Annotated in this window: 14 protein-coding genes; 3 read left to right on the top strand and 11 right to left on the bottom strand. The window is 72.9% G+C overall.

The annotated features are described in order from the left end of the window. Positions 1–148: 148 nt before the first annotated feature. Together I5071_RS04590 and I5071_RS46580 are read right to left on the bottom strand one after the other, a co-directional pair. Entirely contained in the window at positions 149–2,704 is a 2,556-nt protein-coding gene (locus tag I5071_RS04590; RefSeq protein WP_236604156.1) for a hypothetical protein, read from the bottom strand. Continuing rightward, a complete protein-coding gene (locus tag I5071_RS46580) occupies positions 2,688–5,174 on the bottom strand; it encodes a hypothetical protein (protein ID WP_268921211.1) in 2,487 nt (828 codons plus the stop codon). The genes I5071_RS04590 and I5071_RS46580 overlap by 17 nt, the downstream gene beginning before the upstream one ends. Between I5071_RS46580 and I5071_RS04580 the strand changes: the two genes are divergently transcribed. Together I5071_RS04580 and I5071_RS04575 are read left to right on the top strand one after the other, a co-directional pair. After that, positions 5,073–6,770 carry an FG-GAP repeat domain-containing protein gene (locus I5071_RS04580; RefSeq protein ID WP_236604155.1) on the top strand — a complete coding sequence of 566 codons (1,698 nt, stop codon included), beginning with the start codon at positions 5,073–5,075 and terminating at the stop codon, positions 6,768–6,770. The genes I5071_RS46580 and I5071_RS04580 overlap by 102 nt on opposite strands. Then, positions 6,758–7,618 (top strand): hypothetical protein, encoded by an 861-nt coding sequence (locus tag I5071_RS04575; RefSeq protein ID WP_236604154.1) that lies wholly within the window; start codon positions 6,758–6,760, stop codon positions 7,616–7,618. Before I5071_RS04580 ends, I5071_RS04575 begins: the two co-directional genes overlap by 13 nt. Here the strand turns inward: I5071_RS04575 and I5071_RS04570 are convergent, their stop codons facing one another. The 6 genes from I5071_RS04570 to I5071_RS04545 all read right to left on the bottom strand — a co-directional run bounded on the left by I5071_RS04570 (position 7,619) and on the right by I5071_RS04545 (position 13,581). Beyond that, entirely contained in the window at positions 7,619–9,886 is a 2,268-nt protein-coding gene (locus I5071_RS04570; protein ID WP_236604153.1) for a type IV pilus secretin PilQ, read from the bottom strand. 146 nt (positions 9,887–10,032) lie between these two features. Then, on the bottom strand, positions 10,033–10,653 hold the full coding sequence (locus tag I5071_RS04565) for a pilus assembly protein PilP (protein WP_236604152.1): 621 nt from the start codon (positions 10,651–10,653) through the stop codon (positions 10,033–10,035). Positions 10,654–10,656: 3 nt separating this feature from the next. Next, the gene (locus tag I5071_RS04560; protein WP_236604151.1) at positions 10,657–11,304 is read right to left on the bottom strand and encodes a type 4a pilus biogenesis protein PilO; all 648 of its coding nucleotides are present in this window, start codon (positions 11,302–11,304) and stop codon (positions 10,657–10,659) included. 1 nt (position 11,305) lies between these two features. Then, on the bottom strand, positions 11,306–11,959 hold the full coding sequence (locus I5071_RS04555) for a PilN domain-containing protein (RefSeq protein ID WP_236604150.1): 654 nt from the start codon (positions 11,957–11,959) through the stop codon (positions 11,306–11,308). Further along, positions 11,956–13,014 (bottom strand): type IV pilus assembly protein PilM, encoded by a 1,059-nt coding sequence (gene pilM, locus I5071_RS04550; protein ID WP_236604149.1) that lies wholly within the window; start codon positions 13,012–13,014, stop codon positions 11,956–11,958. Before pilM ends, I5071_RS04555 begins: the two co-directional genes overlap by 4 nt. A 9-nt stretch (positions 13,015–13,023) precedes the next feature. Beyond that, on the bottom strand, positions 13,024–13,581 hold the full coding sequence (locus I5071_RS04545) for a helix-turn-helix transcriptional regulator (protein WP_236604148.1): 558 nt from the start codon (positions 13,579–13,581) through the stop codon (positions 13,024–13,026). Positions 13,582–13,957: 376 nt separating this feature from the next. On the opposite strand from I5071_RS04545, the gene I5071_RS04540 reads away from it, so the two are divergent. After that, positions 13,958–14,995, top strand: a complete 1,038-nt coding sequence (locus I5071_RS04540; RefSeq protein ID WP_236604147.1) for a LysM peptidoglycan-binding domain-containing protein — start codon at positions 13,958–13,960, stop codon at positions 14,993–14,995. On the opposite strand, the gene I5071_RS04535 is transcribed toward I5071_RS04540, so the two are convergent. From I5071_RS04535 to I5071_RS04525, 3 genes are read right to left on the bottom strand one after another with little or no spacing between them, the layout of a single operon-like run. Next, a complete protein-coding gene (locus I5071_RS04535) occupies positions 14,996–15,259 on the bottom strand; it encodes a hypothetical protein (protein ID WP_236604146.1) in 264 nt (87 codons plus the stop codon). Positions 15,260–15,310: 51 nt separating this feature from the next. Next, entirely contained in the window at positions 15,311–17,752 is a 2,442-nt protein-coding gene (locus I5071_RS04530) for a sigma-54-dependent Fis family transcriptional regulator (RefSeq protein ID WP_236604145.1), read from the bottom strand. Further along, the gene (locus tag I5071_RS04525; RefSeq protein WP_236604144.1) at positions 17,749–19,221 is read right to left on the bottom strand and encodes a serine/threonine protein kinase; all 1,473 of its coding nucleotides are present in this window, start codon (positions 19,219–19,221) and stop codon (positions 17,749–17,751) included. The genes I5071_RS04530 and I5071_RS04525 overlap by 4 nt, the downstream gene beginning before the upstream one ends. Positions 19,222–19,273 lie beyond the last annotated feature (52 nt).

Below are 19,273 nucleotides of genomic sequence, written 5' to 3'. Positions count from 1 at the left end.
CCCACCACGAGCGGCCCGCTCGACGAGACCCAAACGAAACAGCTGTGAGCGCGAGCGCGCGCCAGCGCGCCCTTGCGCGAACGTGCACACCGAAGCCTCACGGTGAGCACCCAGATCGTCCTCGAGATCACCTCACCGCGAGCCACCCTCACGGCGCGAGCACGACGGCCACGTCGGTGCCGTTCGTGCCGTCGGTGCCCGACATGCCCGGCGAGAACCCGCCGCGCCCACCGCGCCCCGCGACGCCCGCGCGCTCGATCATCACCGACGCCGCGACCGCATCGCGATACGCCGCGTCGGCGCCGCTGATGTACACGCCGTGGCTGCCACCACCGCATCCACCGCCGCCACCGCCGCCCGCGCCGCCACGGCCGCCGTCGCCGCCGCGACCTCCGGTGCGCGCGCACCAGAAGCGACCGACGCCGCCGCCCGCGCCGGTGCCGCCCGCGCCACCCGCCGCGCCGACGCCGCCGTCGCCGCCGCGCCCGCCGCTCGCGGTCACGATGCGCACCGTGCTCTCGAACGTCGGGCCCGGTCCGCCGCGCGCGATGACGAGCACGCCGACCGAGTGGCCCGCGCCGCCGCCGCCGTCGGCCTGGGGCGCGCCACAGCCGCCGCTGCCGCCACCACCACCGCTGCCGCCGCTGCGATCGGCGCAGCTGCCCGATGTGCCGCCGATGACCTCGTAGCCGCCGCCCGCGGTCGCGCCGCCGCCGCCGCTGCCGTCGGTGCCCGACGTTCCGTCGGTGCCGCGCCGGCCTGCCAGACGGCCCTGCGCGTCGACGATCGGCGGTGCGCTGCACCCGAGCCCGCCGCCGCCGTTCGCGCCGGTCTCGCCGTCGTCGCCGTTGCCGCCGTCGCGCAGCAGCGTCGGGTTGTCGTCGCAGAAGTTGCAGACGCCGCGGTTCGTCGGCGCGTTGAACGAGAGCTCACCCGCCGCGCCCGGCATCGGGCCGCGTCCCGCCTGCGCCGCGGGGTTCGGCGTCGCGAGCGCGAGCACGCGATCGATGTCGCACACACCGCCGCTCGTGAAGTCGGTGCAGCCCGCGTTCGCGCAAGCCGCGCCGTTGGTGCAGATGTTCCCCGGGCACTCCGCGGCACCACCGCGCCCGCCGCTCACGTCGACGCTGCGGCACGACTGGCGCCCACCGGCGCCGCCCTCGACGCGCCGGCACGCGATGCCGTCGGTGTTGCCCGGCGCGCCCTCGCTGCCGCGCGTCCCGTCGAGCTGGGTGAGCGTGGCGAGGCCCCAGTCGCGCAGGTTCGTGCTCGAGTCGTCGCCGCGCACGCCGTCGGCGCCGCGGCCCGCGAGGACGGTGAGCGACGCGAAGCGAACCGCGGCGCCGCATCCGTCGACCAGCACCGCCGTGCTGCCCGTGCCCTCGCGCGTCGCGTCGCTGCCCTGGATCACGAAGCCCTCGATGCGCGTCGCCGCGGTCACGTTGCGACACGTGAGCGGCGGCGTGCCCGCCTCGGCGGCGCTGCGCTCGATCAACACCGGATAGAGCTCGAGATCGCGATCGCGGAAGTCCGGCGAGTACCCGCCGAACACGCTCACGCCACCGACGACGTCGAAGGGCCCGTCGTAGATGCCGCGCGAGACGAGCACGTCCTTGCCCTGCGTGCGCGCGCGCTCCTGCGCGGCGGCGAGCGTGCGCATCGGACGCGCGAGCGTGCCGGGGTTGGTGTCGCTCCCGGTGACGCTCACGTAGACGAAGTCCGACGTGTCGTCGGGAACGCCGTCGCAGTCCGCGTCGCCGCCCACCGCAGGCGGCGGACCGGATCCGTCCCAGCGCTCGCACTCGCAGCCGTTCGCGAGGATGCGATCGACGTCGACGAAGCCCTCGAGGCACTCGACCTCGCAGCGCACGTTCGGCGCGGCGCCGTCGGGGAGGCACTCGGCGATCATGTTCGGCCCCGGCTCGACGCACGGGGTCGCGCATCCACCGCAGTGCAGGCGCGCGATGTAGCGTCCTTCCTCGTCGCGGAAGTCCTCGTCGAACCCGCCGTCGCAGTCGTCGTCCTGCGTGTTGCAGACCTCGGTGAGCGCGGGCTCGCACTCGCTCGGGCCCTCGGCGCCGCAGCGCTGGATGCCGGCGCAGCGATGACCGTCGTCCGGGCTCTCGAGGATGCACGCGAGCTCGACGCCCTCGGTGCCCTCGCCGCACGCGCAGATGCCGCTCAGCGGCACGCACTGACCGGGATCGCCCTCGGGCATGCCGGGCACGCACTCGAAGCCCTCGGGGCAGAGCACGGTCTCGTCGCAGGGCTGACCGCAGCGCATCGCGCCGGTCGCGGTCTCGAGGCAGCGCGCGCCGGGCAGGCGCAGGCCGCAGTCCTCGTCGGTCGTGCAGGGCAGACAGAGCGAGGGCACGTCGGGCACGCACGCGCCGTCGCCGGCGCGATGGAAGCCCTCGGCGCAGGTCACGATCACGCAGGTCGGACCGTTCTCGTCGTCGTCGACGCACTCGACGAGCTCGGCGGTCGGGAAGACGTCGGCGCAGACGATGCCGCACTGCCCGCACGCCTCGACGCTGCGATAGACGCCGTCGTCGTCGACGAAGCCCTCGTCGGCGCGCCCGTCGCAGTCGTCGTCGCGCAGGTTGCAGACCTCGGGCGTGCCGCAGAGGTGGGCCTCGTAGCAGCCGCTCAGCACGGCGACCGCAGCACAGAGCAGCAGCGAACGCTCAACGAACGACGACATCGCTCGACCCTCCCGCCGCACCGTCCATCGCCGCCGCCGCACCGCCGCCACCGCGCCCCGCGAGCCCACCGCGACCGAGCTCGAACGTGTTCCCCGAGCGCCACGCACCGACGCCCGCGGGCTCGCTCGAGACGCCGGTGATCCACACACCGACCGACGCACCGCCGCAGCCCGCGCCACCACCGCCGCCCGCGCCGCCGTTGCCACCCTGCCCGCCGCGCGCGCCCGCGAAGGGCCCGGCGAGCGTCGGCGTGGTGCGCGTCGCGCGATCGAGCGCGCCGCCGAACGCGCCGTTCGCGCCCTGCCCGCCGTCGCCGCCGGCGCCGCCGTCGCCGCCGCGACCACCGTCGCTGGGCGCGATCGTCACGCCGGAGATCGTCGGCACCGTCGTGGGCGCGCCCGCCGTGTAGCGCACGAGGATCGCGACCGAGGGCGCACCGCTGGTGCCGGCGCGACCGGGCTGCCCACCGCACCCACCGGCGCCGCCACCACCGCCGCCGCCGCCGAGCCCGTCGACGAACTCGCACGAGCGATCGAACCACTGCATCTCGGCGCCGCCGCCCGCGCCGCCACCGCCGCCACCGCTTCCCGGGCGGCCCACGGTGCCCAGGGTCGCGTCGACGCCGACCCAGCGATCGTCCTCGAAGCGCCCGAACGCCTCGGCGCACGACCTGCCCGCCGCACCGTTCACGCCGTCGTTGCCGGGACGTCCCGGCTGCGGCCCGGTGAAGTCGGTCGGCACCGAGAAGTCCGCGAGCCCGCAGCACACCGCGGTCGGACACGTGCCGGTCTCACGCGTGATCGGACCGCGCGAGTCCTGACCACCGTTGCCGCCCGCACCGCCCGGCGCGGTGCCCGCGCTGCGTCCCACCACCCCGGCAGGCTGGAACGTCGACATCATCGGGCAGCGCGGCGAGCCACCGTCGCCGCCGTGCGTCTCGACTCCGTCGCACACGTTCCGCCCGCCGCGCCCGCCACGCACCACGTTGCGCGCGTCGCCGGAGAGGCAGCGATGCGCGCCGTCCTCGATCGCACCGCGCGGCACCTCGCCGACCTCCGGCATCGACATCCCGCCGACGCCCGCGACCCCGTTCGCGCCCGCGACACCGCTGCCCGGCACGCCTGCGCGCACCGTCATGTCGCGCATCACGAAGCGCGGTCCGGGATCGAGCAGGTACGCGCCGAACGCGGCCTCCGAGGGACCGTCCGCATCGACGCCGCGCAGCGAGATCCACTCGATCACCGTCTCGCGCTCGCCCGCGCCGCGCACTTCCATCGCCGCGCCGCCGGGCGCGGTGGTGTCGCTGGGCGCGCGCACCTCGACGCGGAAACCGTCGGGATCGAGCGAGAGGAAGTCGCGCCGATAGCCGCCGTGCAGCTGCACTCCGTCGGGCACGTGCAGCGTCTCGGTGTAGAGCCCGACCGCGACGAACACGTGCGGTCGCGGGCTCCCGGTCTCGAGCGACATCGCCGCGCGCTCGAGCGCGACGTCGATGTGACGCAGCGGGCGCGTCGGCGATCCCGGCCACGCATCGTTGCCATCGGCCGCGACGTAGAAGCTCTGCACGACGATGCCGTCGGCGCCGTCGCAGTTCACGTCGAGCATCTCGCCGCTCGCGCGCACCGGGCCCGGCACGTCGGAGAGCGCCGTCACCGTGCACTCGCAGCCGGTCGCGATGTCGCGATCGCCGTCGATCTCGTCGCCCGGCTGGATCCCGTCCTCGGCATCCGGGCACGAGAGCACGCACGTCGGCACGAAGGGATCGCCGCCGCACACGAGATCGCCCTCGGGCACCGTGCTCAGCGTGCAGTCGACGCCGCACTCGCCGCAGTGGTGGATGTCGAGGATGTACGCGCCGCGCGCGTCGCGATAGCCCTCGTCGATCGTGCCGTCGCAGTCGTTGTCGACCTCGTCGCACACCTCGTCGGGCGCGACGCACTCGGAGAGCGCTCCGTCGTCGCACGTGGCGCTGCCGGCGCAGCGAAGGCCCTCGGGATCGATCAGCGCGCACGCGAGATCGAAGTCGTCGCCGGGCTCGCACGAGCAGCTGCCGCCCTCGGGGGCGCACACGCCCTCGAGGCACGCATAGCCGTCGGGGCACCCGAGCGCGCAGTCGATCGTGCAGCGACGCTCGCCCGCGAGGAACGAGCAGCTCGCGCCCATCGCGAGGTCCCCGCAGTCGCCGTCGTCGGCGCAGGGCAGGCAGAGGCGATCCCAGATCGGCACGCAGCGCCCGGTGCTCGACGGCGCGAAGCCGGGCTCGCATGCGAGCGCGACGCACACCGGGCTCTCCTCGACGATGCCGCAGGTCACCTCGACCGAGCGCTCGACGTTCTCCACCGTGCACGCGCGGCCGCACGCGCCGCAGTGCTCGGGGTGCACGTAGCGCCCGAGATCGTCGCGGAAGTCCTCGTCGACGCGCTGATCGAGATCGCAACCGCCGTCACGGCCGCAGACCCCGCCGTCCATCACGCCGCCGTCGAGCACGCCGCTCGCGACGAGGCCGTCGAGATCGTCGTCGATGCCGTTGCAGCGCTCGGGCGATGGGACCGGACCGGCGCCGGCCTCCCACTGACGGATGTCGAGCGTCGATCGCGCGCCGCACGACGCGCTCGCGATCGCGAACAGCGCGACGAGGACTGGCGTGAGCGCGCGTGGATCGCGAGCACCGGGGCGATCGCCCCGCAGGCCAAGAAGCATGGCGCAGTATACGAAGCGCGCGCGTGGTATGTAGGCGCGGTGCGAGCGTTTTCGCCGCCCGCGATGGGGCTCGTCGTCATGTCGCTGTGCGTCGCGTGCGGAAGCGAACGCGCCGTCCGGGTGCTCTTGGAAATCGACGACGCCGACGGCGACTCCGTGTGCCTCGTCGCATCCGCCTCGGGCGAGGTCGTGTTCGCCTCGTCCTACGAGGTCGCGACGCTGCCCGCGGGCGAGCGCTCGCTGACGTTCGTCGCGGGCGAGCGAGTGAGCGACGCGCTCACCTTGAGCGCACGGGTGTCGCGCGACGGGCGCACGGTCGCGCGGGCGTCGAGCGAAGCGCGGTTCGGCGATCAGGGCGTCGTCGAGCAGCGGCTGCGCGCGGTGCGCTGCATGCCGCGCGACGTCGAGCCCAGCCCGGCGCGCGAGCTCGGCGCGTTCGACGCGCTCCCCGAGGGCGCCCGCCTGCACGCGACGGACGTCGACGCCGATGGTCGCGACGAGCTGCTCGCGATCGACACCGAGGGCGCGCTGGTCGCGCTCGACACGACGACGATCGCCGAGCTCGAGGCGATCGGCGCGCTGCCGCTCGCGAGCGGCGATCTCGACGGCGACTGTCTGATCGACGTCGTGCTCGCCGGCCCCGAGGGCGCGCGCGTGGTGCGTGGCGACGATCCCGACGCGGCCTCGACCACGATCGGCACGGCGGCGCGCGACGTCGCGACGGGGGTGCGCACCGACGAGGGCGCGCGCGCGATCGCGATCGCGTCCGAGGGCGGCCTCGTGCTCAGCGCGTGGGACGAGGACGCGCCGCGCCTGCTCGCGACGGGCGTGTTCACCCGCGTGCTCGCGGGCGATCTCACCGGCGACGGCCGCGACGATCTCGTCGCGACGAGCGACACCGCGACGCGCGTGCTGCTGGCGCTCGAGTCGGGGTTCCGCGAGGAGCCGGGCGCGCTGCCCGGATCGATCGCGACCGCGACCGGACCGATCGCGCTCGGCGATCTCGATGGCGACGGCGCGCTCGATCTCGTGAGCGCGACGGGCGCGACGCTCCGCATCGCGCTCAACCGCGGCGACGGTCTGCTCGAGGATCGCACCGGCGCGACCGCACCGATGCTCGCGGCCGACGCGCGTCGCCTCGAGACCGTCGACCTCGACGGCGACTGCATCGACGAGATCGTCGCGCTCGATGCTGCGGGCGCGCTGAGCGTGTGGGCGCGCGACGCGCGCGGGCTCTGGGTCGAGTCGGACGAGACGCTCGATGCGGTCGGGATCGATCTCGCCGTGCTCGACGCCGACGGTGATGGCGCGCGAGAGATCGCAGTGCTGGACGCGAGCTCCACGGTGACGTCGTGGCGACCCTGAGCACACGGATCGTGATCTTCGCGCTCGTGCTGACGACGGCGCGCGCACACGCGCAGGCACCGAGCGACGCGCAGCGCCAGGTCGACGAGGCGCGACGGCTCTACGCGGAGCTCGAGTTCGCCGGCGCGGTCGACGCGGCGCGACGTGCGCTCGGCACCCCGGGAGCACGCGACGTGGAGCGCGCGAGCGCGCTCGAGACGATGGGCTCGGCGCTCGTGGTGCTCGATCGTGAAGAGGCGGCGCGCGAAGCGTTCGAGTCGCTGTTCCGCATCGATCCCTACTGGGCGGTGCGCGAGCCCAGCGGCTCGCCGCGCATCCGTCGCTTCGTCGAGACCGTGCGCGCGCGGATGGTCCCCGACGCCGCGCTCGATCCCGAGATCGCGCTGCACCTCGAAGCGCCGAGCGCCGCGCGCGCGGGGTCGAGCACGCGCGTCGCGATCGACGTCGAAGGGCGTCCGAGCGATCGCGCGACGGTGCGCGTGCTCGCGCGCAACGAGGGCGAGCTCGAGTGGCGCACGATCGACGCGGAGCGCGACGGCGAGCGCTTCGTCGCATCGGTCGACGTGCCCGCGGGCGTGGGATCGATCGAGCTCTACGCCGAGCTGCGCGATGGGCGCGATCGTGTGGTCGCGCGCGCGGGCGGTCCGCTCGTGCCCTCGTCGGTCCCGGTGCGCGGCGACGCGGGCGGCTCGATCGCCGAGGAATGGTGGTTCTGGGCGCTGATCGGCGGCGCGGTGATCGTGGTCGGCGCAGGCGTCGCGATCGGCGTCGCGGCGAGCGACGGAGGACAAGCGCCCGGGGGCACTCTGCCTCCCGGGCGCGTCGAGCTCCCACTGCTGCGCTTCTGACTACCGCCGCAGCGCCTCGTCGCGGTTCACGATGCGCGGCGTCAGGAAGATCAGCAGCTCGCTGCGCTCGTCTCGCACGCGACGGCGCTGGAAGAGCACGCCGAGGATCGGGATGTCGCCGAAGAACGGTACCTGATCGACGTTGCGGCCCGTGGTGCGCGTGTAGATGCCGCCGATGACCGCGGTGTGCCCGTCGTCGACGAGCAGATCGGTCTCCGCCTCGCGCTTGAGGATCGTCGGATCGCCGCGCACCGAGGTCCGCGTGAAGTCGGGCTCGTCGCGCGTGATGCGCACGTGCATCGCGACGCTGCCGTCGCTCGTCACGTGCGGTCGCACGCGCAGCTCGAGCTTCGCTTCCTGGAACGCGGTCTGGACGCCCTGCGCGCTGATCTGCGAGTACGGGATCAGCGTGCCCTGCGCGATGTGCGCCTCGTGGTTGTCGAGCGTCAGGATGCGCGGGCTCGAGATGATGCGGACGGTGCCGCTCGCCTCCGCGGCGCTGAGGCGCACCGCGAGGTGCACGTTCCCGCCGAGCGATCCGAGCGTGAGACCGAGCGCGCCGCCGGCGCCGGTGCCGACCGTCGCGGGGAGGTTCACGCCGAAGTTCGGCACGGCGACCTGGCGCGAGAACGGCGAGAGGCCGGCGGTCGGCGTCTGCTGATCGTACGCGCCGCCCGCGACGCCCACCGACGACGGGAACACGAGGCCCGTCGGGTTCCCGGTCGCGGTGCTCATCGTCACGTCGCCGCCCCACTGGATGCCGACGTCGCGGATGTACTGGCTCGTCGCTTCGACGATGCGCGCCTCGACGAGCACCTGCGGCGTCTGCGTGTCGAGCGTGCGCACCAGCTCCTCGACGTCGTCGAGCGCCTCGACCATGTCGCGCACGATCAGCACGTTGGTGCGCTCGTCGACGCTCACGGTGCCGCGCGGCGAGAGCAGCTCGCGCACCCGCGGCTCGAGCTCGCTCGCGGTCGCGTAGCTCACCGGCACCAGGCGCGTCTCGAGCGGCGCGAGCTCCACCTGCTGCTTGCGACGCGCGATCGCAGCCTCGCGCTCCTTCTCGAGCGTCGAGAGCGGCGCGACGCGGATCAGGTTCCCACGGCGCACCATGCCGAGGCCCTTGGCCTGCAGCACGACCTCGAGCGCCTGATCCCACGGCACGTTCCGCATGCGGATCGTGACGGTGCCGGTGACGTCGTCGCTGGTGACGATGTTGACGCCGCCGACCTCCGCGAGGAGGCGGAGGATGTTGTGGATGTCGGCGTTGTTGAAGTCGAGATCGATGCGACGCCCGCGGTACTGGCGCGATCCGCGCGCGGCATCGACCTGCAGCGGGACGTCGGTGAGGAACGCCGCGGCCTCTTCCGACTCGATCTCGCTCGCGCCCGCGTCGTCGAGGGTGCCGAGCTCCTCGTCGAGGTGCGTCTCGCGCGAGATGGTGCGCGAGCGCGGGCGATCGTCGACGCTCGGCGGCGGCGCCGCGAAGAGCCACACGATGCGATCGCCCTCGCGGATCGCGGTGCCGGTCGCGCCCTCGGCGCGATCGACCTCGACGATCGTGCGCCCGTCGCTGCCGCGCACGCGCACGCTGCGCACGACTCCGTCGTCGCCCTCGACGCGCACCTCGCGACGCGCGCCCGGCGCGATCTCCGCCGCGGGCAGCTCGAGCCGCGCCGGCCCGACACGCCCCGGCAGCAGCCGGAACTCCGCGCCACGGCTCAGCGAGACCACCACACGATCGCGTCCGTCGCGACGCTCGACGGTCACGCCACGCACCGCGAGCGGCGCGTCCGCGTCCACCACGCGCTCGCGCTCGGGCTCCGCTGCGCCCGACACCACCGGCACCGCGCTCTCGCTCTCCTCGCTCGCCTCGGGCAGCGCCTCGAGCCGCAGCTGGATCCGTCCCGACGACGCGCGCACGCGATACGACACCGCGCTGCGCGTCTCCAGCTCGATGCGCACGCCGTGCGCGCTGGTGCTCGACGTCGTCCGCGTGATCAGCGACGCATCGCCCTCGAGCGCCGCGCCCGCATCGCCGAGCGACGCGCCCTGCACGTCGACGACGACCACGCGCCCTCCCTCGCGGCTGCGCACGGCGTAGACCGGCACGTCGAACGCGCCGCGGATCACGACGTCGGCGCGTGTCTCGTCACCGCGCAGCGCGAGCGCTTCCACGCGCGCAGAGGACGCCGGCTGCGCCCGCACCGCGCTCGTGCCCTGCCAGAGCAGCGCGACGATCGCCACGATCGAGAACAGCCGACGCATGGAGCTCTCCTCTCGTCCCACGTCGTGATCTTCGAACGCGCATCGCGCGATTCGCAAATAAGCGGCGAGGCGCGATCTCGCTCCGAGCACGCGCGCGGCGTCGCGCACGCCCCTCGAGGCGCGCGTGAGCGACGATGCGGCGCGCGTCAGAGCGTCGCTTCGGTGGTCTCGGTGTGGAGCGGGATCACGCGCGTCAGCGGCGGCCGATTGGGCGCCGTCGGATCTTCGCGCGTCAGCACCACTTCACCGGGCCGGATCCGATCCACGCGCCAGTTGAGCGTGATCGGCACCGCGTCCTCGCCGCCGGTCTGCACGACCTCGGGGCGCCCGAGATAGTCGCCGCGGTGCACGGTGTGCCCGGTCCCGTCGGTGTCGACGAGCATCGCGCTCGGGTTCGCCATCCCGCTCACGATCGCGATGAGACGCATGTCGTCGATCGCGGTGCGCGGCATCACGACCTCGCGCTGCACCGGCTCGCGCGTCGGGCGCGTGACGAAGATCTCCGCGAACGATCGGAACGGATCGCGGTTCGTCTCCGCCTCGACGAAGTCGTCGTCGCGGTACGAGAGCCCCAGGCCCGCGTCGGGCGCAGCGGCCGGCGTCGTCGGCGCGACGTCGGGAGGCGGCGTCGGCGTGGCGGTCGCGCCGCCGGCCTCCGGTGTCACGCCGCGACCGACCTGGATGTCCTCTTCGCACCCCGCGAGCGCGAGCGCGAGCACCAGCACGCGCAGCGTCCGCGACGACAGGTGATGTCCGACGAGGCGCATCGCTCAGCCCCCCTGCGGCGCGGCCGCCGCGCCGTCCGGCGCCGGAGGCGGCGCGGTCGGACGTCGATACGTCGTCGCGAGCACGCCGACGTCGAGCACCACGTCCTCGCCGGCCAGCGTCGGCTCGGTCAGCTCGATGTTCTCCATGCTGATCGCGCGCTCGAGCCGGCTCACGTTGTAGAAGAAGCGCGCGAGCTGGTGATACCGACCGCGCACTCCGAGCGCGACCGGCAGCCGCACGTAGTGGGTGTCGGGCTCCTCGGGCCGCGGCTCGACGAGCCGCATCTGGAGGCCGCTCGTCTCCGCGAGCCGGTTCAGATCCTGGAGGAACGCCGCAATCTCCGCCTGCTCGGGGAGCACGCGCATGTTCGCGCGATCGAGCCCCTCGCGCGACGCGACCTCCTCGCGGAGGCGGATGAACTCGCGCTGCCGCTCCTCGGCCTCGCGCATCTGGTTCTGCAGCTGGGAGAAGCGCCCCTGCTCGTTGGAGATCGCTTCCTCCATCGGCGTGTGCAGCGCGAAGTAGTAGATCGCCCCGAGGATCGCGACGATGAACACCGCGAGCATCACCTTCACCGCGGCGGGCTGCGCGGCGAAGGTCTGCGGCTGCTTGGCGCCCCCGGCGGGCTTGGCGGTCGGTGCTGCGGCCATCTCAGTACCTCACCGTCGCGGTGAGCTCGAACGAGATCAGCGCGAGGTGCGTCGTGCGATCCTCGACCGCCTCGGTCTTCTGCAGGTTCACCGCCTCGAACGAGTCCGAGAGCGCGAGCCGTCGCAGGAACTCCGCGACGTCCTCGTTGGTCCGCCCGACCCCGCGGATGCGAACCTGTCGATCCTGCTCCTCGAACGACGTGAGCCAGAGCCGCCGCGCGTCCCACCCGCGATTGAACCCCGCGAGCGGATTGCCGCGACGAAGCTCCTCGAGCCGCTGCGGATCGATCGAAGGCCCACCGCCCGCGCTCAAGATCCGCGAGAGCTCCATCAGCACGCGCGTCGGTCCGAAGCGCGCGCGCTGCAGCTCGGCGACGACCTGCTCGAGCTCTTGGCTCCGCGCGAGCTGTGCCCGCACCTCGTCGATGCTCGCGCTCTGCGCCGTGAGCTGTCGGATCTGCGTCTCGAGCGCGGCGTTGCGCGCCGCTTGCTCCTGGAGCTCGCTCTCCTTGCCGAAGTAGACGACCGCGAGCACCACGCACGTGAGCAGCGCAGTCGCCGCGTACCCGACCGCCCAGGGCGTCGCACCGCCGCCCCCCGCGCTCACCCCGCGCGCCTGCTTCTTCGCGGCGGGCAGCAGGTTGATGCGGATCATTGCAGCTTCTCCCGCTCACGACGCAGGGCGAGACCGAACGCGACCGCGGCCTGCGCCGCGCGCGCCTGGAGCAGCGAAGCATCGGTCGACTTCGGCGCAGCTTCCGCGATGCGCAGCGGGTCGAGCAGCTCGACCGGCACCCGCGCGCGCCGCTCGATCGCGTCGAGCAGCGCGCGGATGTTCGCGGTCCCGCCCGACACCACGACGCGGTGCACCTCGCCCTCGCCGCTCGTCGCGAGATAGAAGTCGAGCGAGCGCTGGATCTCTCCCGCGAGCTGCTCGACGACCTGCTGCACGATCTCCGGGACCTCGCGCGGCACGAGCCCGCGCCCGTCGCCGCCGCACTTGTAGGCCTCGGCCTCTTCGGCGCTGATCCCGAGCGAGCGCTGGATCTCCTCGGTGATCTGGTTGCCACCGTTCGCGATGTCGCGCGTGAACGCAGTGGTCCCACCGCTGAGGATGTTCAGCGTCGTCAGCGACGCGCCGACGTGGATCAACGCGATCGTCCGGTCCGTCGGGATGCCGCCCTGCTGCGTGACCTCGAACGCGTTCTGCACCGTGAACGCATCGAGATCGACCACGCGTGGGCGCAGCTTCGCCTCGGCCGCGATGTTCGTGAGGTCGTTGACCTCTTCCTTCTTGGCCGCGACGAGGAGCACGTCCATCTGGCCCTGCTCCTGCCGCTGCTGGAGCACCTGCCAGTCGATCTCGACCTCCGCGAGATCGAACGGGATGTGCTGCTCGGCCTCCCAGTTGATCTGCTCGCGGAGCTCGGCGCTCGTCATGAGCGGCATGGTGATCTTCTTGATGATCACCGAGTGCCCGCTCACGCGGAGCGCGACGTCGCGGTTCTTCTGCTTGTGGAAGAGCTTGTCGAGGCCCTCCACCACCGCTGCGGAGTTGATGATGTGGCCGTCGACGATGGTCTGCGGAGGGAGCGGGTGATACGCGAAGCGCACCAGCTGGCGCGCGCCCCTGCGCCCCTCCTTCAGCTCACAGACCTTGATCGAGCTCGACCCGATGTCGACCCCGACCAGGTGCTTCCCCTCGGACATCGGGCTTCATCACTCCTCCTCGCCGAACACGCGTACGCGGTCCGCGAGGCTCAAGCCGAGTGCCTCGAGGATCTTTCTCTTCGAATCCATGCGGCACCCGTATCCCTTCTCGACGCGATCGATCGTCAGCACCGAGAGGTTCGCACGACGTGCCAGCTCCGCCTTCGACATCATTCGCTCGATGCGCAGGCGGCGAACATTGTTGGGCTGGCGCTTGCCCTTCTCCGAGCCCTTGTCGGAGGTGGGACCCTTCTCGGTCCCGCGCCCACGCGCCTTTCGCGGCGCCTCGTCCTCTTCTTCTTCGTCGACCGCCTCGCGGGCGGCGACGTCCGGTCCGTCCGGGCTCCCGGGGTCACGCTGGGCCGAGGCACGCTCGCCCGGGCTCGCCTTCGCCGGCTCGTTCGACTTCGCCGGCGCGACCGCCCCACCACCGGAGCCGGTCTCGAGCTCCGGCGAGACCGCGATCGCCTCTCCGCCCGTGATCGACCCACCGGTGATCACGGATCCGTCGCCCGGCCCACCGGAGGAGCCCGGCACGATCGCGGCGAACTTGTCGTCGTGCTCCATGGCGAAAGGCGGATACCGTGAAATACGGCGAAAAGGCGGATGCGGAACGGGAGGCCGAGCCTCTCCCCCGTCTTGGCGCGGATCGGCCGGAACGTCAAGCATTTCGCGTCAATTCAAATCCATTGACGCTGAAGTTAGATGGAACTGACATCTAATTGATATCCCACGTCGGGCACCTCGCGGATCCCGGGGCGATCCGTCGCGGCACACGGCACGTCACGCGTTCCTCTCGGTTGTCAACGAGCGAAGGTCGGACCGCCATGTTCCCAGAGCGGTCCGCTCGAATCAAAAAAAGCGGACGCGAGCACCGAGGGCGCGCCGGAGGTGCCGTTTGCTTCGGACGCGAGCACGCGTAACCCTGCGCGCCCTCGACGTGATGACGCCGTTCCGTCTCCTCCTCGCGACGCTCGCGCTCGCGCTGGCCGTCCTCGCGATGCCCGGCGCGGCGAGCGCCCAGCGCACGCACACCGTCCGCGAGGGACAGAGCCTCGCGCGCATCGCGCGTCGCTACGACGTGCGGGTGTCCGACCTCGCCGCGGCGAACGGGCTCCGGCCCGACTCCCAGGTGCGCCCCGGCCAGGAGCTGCGCGTCCCCGAGGCGGGCGTGACCTACGTGCGCGAGGGCCAGACGCTGAGCGAGATCGCGCATGATGCCGGGTGCAGCATCTCGGACCTGCAGCGCCTCAACCGGCTTCGGGACGGGCAGTCGCTGCGGGTCGGTCAGCGCATCGTGCTGCCCGGGCACGTCGAGCAGGCCGAGGTGGATCGCGCCGCGTCGCGCTGGGGTCGGCCGCGCACGCCGGGCGTCGCGACCATCTACCGCACCGCGACCCGCACCCGCACGCGCGTCCGGCTGGTCGACACGCGCGGGCGTGCACCGCGCGCGTCGCTCCGTCGCATGCAGGAGCTGATGCGGCCGCGCGGCGCGACGCGGCGCGATCGGTATCCCCAGCCGCCCTCGCGCTTGCTCGAGCTGCTGGCGCGGGTCTCCGACCACTTCGGCGGGCGCACCATCCACGTGGTCAGCGGGTTCCGCTCCGCGGGCGGCTACACGCGCGAGACGAGCCAGCACGTCGCGGGGCACGCGATCGACATCCGGATCGACGGCGTGCCCAACACCGTGCTCCGCGACTACCTGCGCACGTTGGATCGCGTGGGCGTCGGTTACTATCCGCGCAGCACGTTCGTGCACTTCGACGTCCGCGACCGCGCGACCTACTGGGTCGACTGGTCGCGGCCGGGTGAGGCACCGCGCTACCAGCGTCGTGGTGAAGCGCCGCCCGAGGACGCGACGACCGACGAGCGCGCGCGTGTCGGCGAGGGCGGCGACGACGTGTCCGACGAGGGCGCCGAGGGTTCGGTCGCGACCGAAGAGGACACCGAAGCCGCCGCCCCGAGCGCGGCCACCGAGTAGTCAGTCCGTCTCGACCTCGGGCTCCGGGAGCACGACGGGCTCACCGTCGCCGGGGCACGGGATCGCGAACGTGGGCGTGTCCTCGCAGAACCCACCGACGCAGAGCGCGAGCTCGCCACAGCTGCGTCCGGCGTTGCAGTCCTCGAGCACCTCGCACGCGGCCGCATCGCCCGGCGGTGGCGGCTGCAGCTCCCGAGGGCAGCCCGCGAGCAGGGTCGCCCCGAGCGCGATCGACACGAGGAGCGCCGGGGTCCGCGCACGCATGCGATCGAGCATAGCTCCGGCACCTCGTTCCGTCGCGTGCACCAGCAAGCGTCAGAGGATGTCGTACTCCTTGAGCCGGCGATAGAACGTGCGCCGCGGCATCCCGAGATGCGCGGCCGCGCGCACGCGGTTCCAGTTCGTGGCCTCGAGCGCCTCGAGGATCTTGCGGCGCTCGAGCGTCTTCCACTCCTCGAGGTTCGCCGGCGGCGCGCCGCTGATCGAGCGTACGTCGTCGCCCTCGTCGTCCGCGTCGTCCTCGTCGGCGAAGCTCGCGGCCGCGGGCGCGACATCGAGCGACGGTCGGAAGTCGTCCCCGAGCAGCGCGAGATCGTCTGCCTCGATCACGTCGCCCTCGACCATCACGCACGCGTTCATCAGCACGTGCTCGAGCTGGCGCACGTTGCCCGGCAGCGGATGCGACGCGAGGCGACGCACTGCCTCGCGCGAGATGCGCTTGGGCGTGCTCTCCTCGCGCTTGGCGATCGTCGCGAGGAAGTGATCGCAGAGCAGCGGGATGTCCTCGCGTCGCTCGCGCAGCGCGGGCAGACGGATCTCGACGACGCTCAGGCGATAGAAGAGGTCCTCGCGGAAGAGGCCCTTGGTCACCTGATCGCGCAGGCTCTTGTTCGACGCGCAGACGATCCGCACGTCGACGAGCACGTCCTCCTCGGAGCCGATCGGGCGCACCTTGCCGTCCTGGAGCACGCGCAGGAGATCGACCTGCATCTTCGGCGGCATGTCGCCGATCTCGTCGAGGAAGAGCGTCCCGCCCGAGGCCTGCACCAGCACCCCGGTGCGATCGCGATCGGCGCCGGTGAAGGCGCCGCGCACGTGACCGAAGAGCTCGCTCTCGAGGAGCTGCTCGGGGATCGCCGCGCAGTTCACCGCGACGAAGCCCTTGCGCGCGCGGCTGCTGCCGTAGTGGATCGCGCGTGCGACGAGCTCCTTGCCGGTGCCGCTCTCGCCGTGGATCACGACCGGCACCGACGCGTCGCGCACACGATCGACGATCGCGAGCACGCGACGGATCGCCTCGCTGCGCCCGACGATGCCGTGTCGATCGTGGGCGCTCCGCAGCGCATCGCGGGCGCGGCCGAGCTCGCGCCGCGCGTCGTCGAGCTCCGCGGTGCGTGCGACGAGCAGGCGCTCGATCTCGTCCTTCGCCTTCTCGAGCGCGTCGTTCGCGGCCTCGAGCTCGCGCCGCTTCTTCTCGTTCTCCCCGAGCAGACGCGCGTTCGAGAGCGCGATCGCGGCTTGATCCGCGAACGCGAGGAGCAGCTCGACGTCGCCCGAGCGGAAGCGCCCGCGGCGCACGCGGTGCTCGACGTAGAGCACGCCGACGATGCCCGAGCGATCGCGGATCGGCAGACACGCGACCGACTGCAGCATCAGCTTGTGCACCGAGAGGTACTCGCTGAGCCGTCCGTCGGCGCGCGCATCGACCGTCACGATCGGCTCGCCGTCGATCTGCACCGCCTCGGCGATCGACTGACTGAAGACGACGTGGGGATCGTCGGGGCTCTTCGCGTCGCGCACCGCGGCGGGCGCGAGCTTCCCGTCCTCGCCCACCAGCAGCACGAAGCCGCGCTCGGCGCCGCTGAGCTCGACCGCGCTGTCGGTGATGCGCTCGAGGAGCCGATCGAGCTCGTGCTCGCCCGCGAGGCGCTTGGTGATCTCGAGCAGGCGCGCCCAGCGTCCGTCGCGCGCCGGCTCGCCCTGGACGCTCGCCGCGCTGCTCGCCGCCGCGCGCGCGCTGCCCGATGCGCGGGCCCGCGCCGCGGCACGACGCGGATCGAGCCAGAAGTGCTCGCGCGCCTCGCGCGGCAGCGCGGTCGCGAGATCTTCGAGCAGCTCCATCGCGCGCTCGCTGCTGCGCCGCGCGTGCACCTCCGCGCCGCGCAGCTCGTGCAGGTGCGCGAGCGTCGCGTGCACGCGCCAGGCGAGGTCGCGCGCGCTCGATGCCGCGGGCTCGAGCGCCTCGAGCTCCGCGATCGCTCCGTCGACGTCGCCGGTCGCGCCGCGCGCCCACGCGAGCAAGAGGCGCAGGCGATCGCGCGCCGCACCGCTCGGCTCGGCGCTGAGCGCAGTGCGCGCCTCGGCGAGACGCGCTGCCGCCGCCGAGAGATCGGCGGGGCCGTCGCGCGAGAGCAACGCCTCGGCCACGTCGAGCATCACGCCCGCGGCGTCGGCGAGGCGATCGTTCGAGCGCAGCCGCGCGATCGCGTCGTCGGCGCGCGAGAGCGCGCGATCGAGATCACCGGTGCGCGCATCGAGCGCCGAGAGCACGGCCTGCGCGTGCCCCGCCTGCACCTCGTCGCCGCGCAGATCGGCGTCCGCGAACGCCCGCTCCGCCTCGGCGCGCGCGCGCTCCGCATGACCGAGCCAGAGCCAGAGCTGCGCGAGCCCCGCGCCCTCCCCCGACACCCCTCGCGGCGCTCCGAGCGCCGCCACGCGCGCGGCGAGCTCGGCCGCCTGCTGGTTCCCGTGGATCATCGATGGTCGTCGTCGTCGCGAGCGAGCCGCTTCTCCAGCTCGCGCACGTAGTCACGCCCGCTCGGCGACATGCTCGGCGTGCTCTTCTTCTTCGGCGAGCCGAGCAGCACGACGGGGCGCTGCTCTTCTTCGTTCTCGACCTCGGCCGCGGTCAGCGGGACGACGCCCGGCGGAAGGTACGAGGGCCGCGGCGGCCGCGTGCTCACCGGCTCGGTCGCGAGCAGATCCGCGAGCCCCATCGCCTCGGGCGTCGCGTCGTCGCGACGCGGCGGATCGGACGGCGTGGTGACGCGCTCTCCGTCGTCGTCGTCGAGGTCGATGTCCTCCGCGCCGTCGAACGCGATCGGGGCGGGCATGCCCTCGTCGTCGAGCGCGCCTTCGTCGGCGTCGGGCGGCAGGCTGAGCAGCTGCAGATCCTCGAGCAGCCCCTCGTCGTCGACGAGCTCCTGCACGGTCTCGCTCTCGAGCACGGGCGCCGCGTCGATCTCCGCCGCGATCTCGTGCGGCGGCGTCGCGTCGGGTCGCACCAGCGCGAGATCCTCCTCGAGGATCGGCTCCGCCGGGATGACCTGCGAGACGTAGCGCGCGACCGCGCGCGGCCCCACCAGGAATCCGTTGCGCTGCGCGAGCTCCTCGAGCTTCCACGCGATGTGCGCCGCCGACGGAGTGCGCCGCCCACGATCACGCTGCAGCGCGCCGAGCACGATGTCCTCGAGGTCGCTCGGATAGTCCGCGATGCGCGTCGAGGGCGGCGCGACGTCCTGCTCCACGACCTGCGTCATGATCTGCACGTCGCTGCCGCGGAAGAGCCGCGAGCCCGTCGTCAGCTCGTACATGATCACGCCGAGCGCGAACACGTCGGCGCGCTTGTCGAGCGGCTTCGCGCGCACCTGCTCCGGCGCCATGTACGAGAACGTCCCGCGCACCGCGCCCGCCTCGGTGTCCTTGCGCGCCGTCGTCTGCGCGACCCCGAAGTCCATCAGCTTCACGACGCCGTCGCGGGTGAGCATCAGGTTCTGCGGCGTCACGTCGCGATGCACGATCCGCAGCGGACGGCGCGCGCGATCGGCGCGCTCGTGCGCGTGGTGCAGCGCCTCGCACGCCTGCATCACGATGCCGAGCGCGACCTGCATCGGCATCGTCTGCCCGGTCTTCGCGCCCTGCCTCCACACGTCGGCGACGTTCCAGCCGTCGACGTACTCCATCGCGATGTACCAGTGCCCGTCGGCGAAGCCGAGGTCGAAGACCTGCGGGATGTTCGGGTGCGAGAGCGCCGCGAGCAGGCGCCCTTCGTCCTGGAACATGCGCAGCTGCCGCGGGTGCTCCGCGAGGTGCTTGAACAACCGCTTGATGACGACGTCTCGGAAGAACCCGCCCGCACCCCATTGACGCGCGAGGAAGATCTCCGCCATGCCGCCGGCGGCGATCTTCCTGACGAGCTCGTAGCGTCCGAGTCGAGGCGCGCTCATCCGATCACTCGCGGCCGGCCGTCAGGCGGCGTCAAGGACAACAAGACAATCA

It is taken from the genome of Sandaracinus amylolyticus, assembly GCF_021631985.1.
Classification (GTDB): Bacteria; Myxococcota_A; Polyangia; order Polyangiales; family Sandaracinaceae; genus Sandaracinus; species Sandaracinus amylolyticus_A.
The sequence above is the reverse complement of the archived record's forward strand: the minus strand, read 5'-3'. Positions and strand labels throughout refer to the sequence as shown.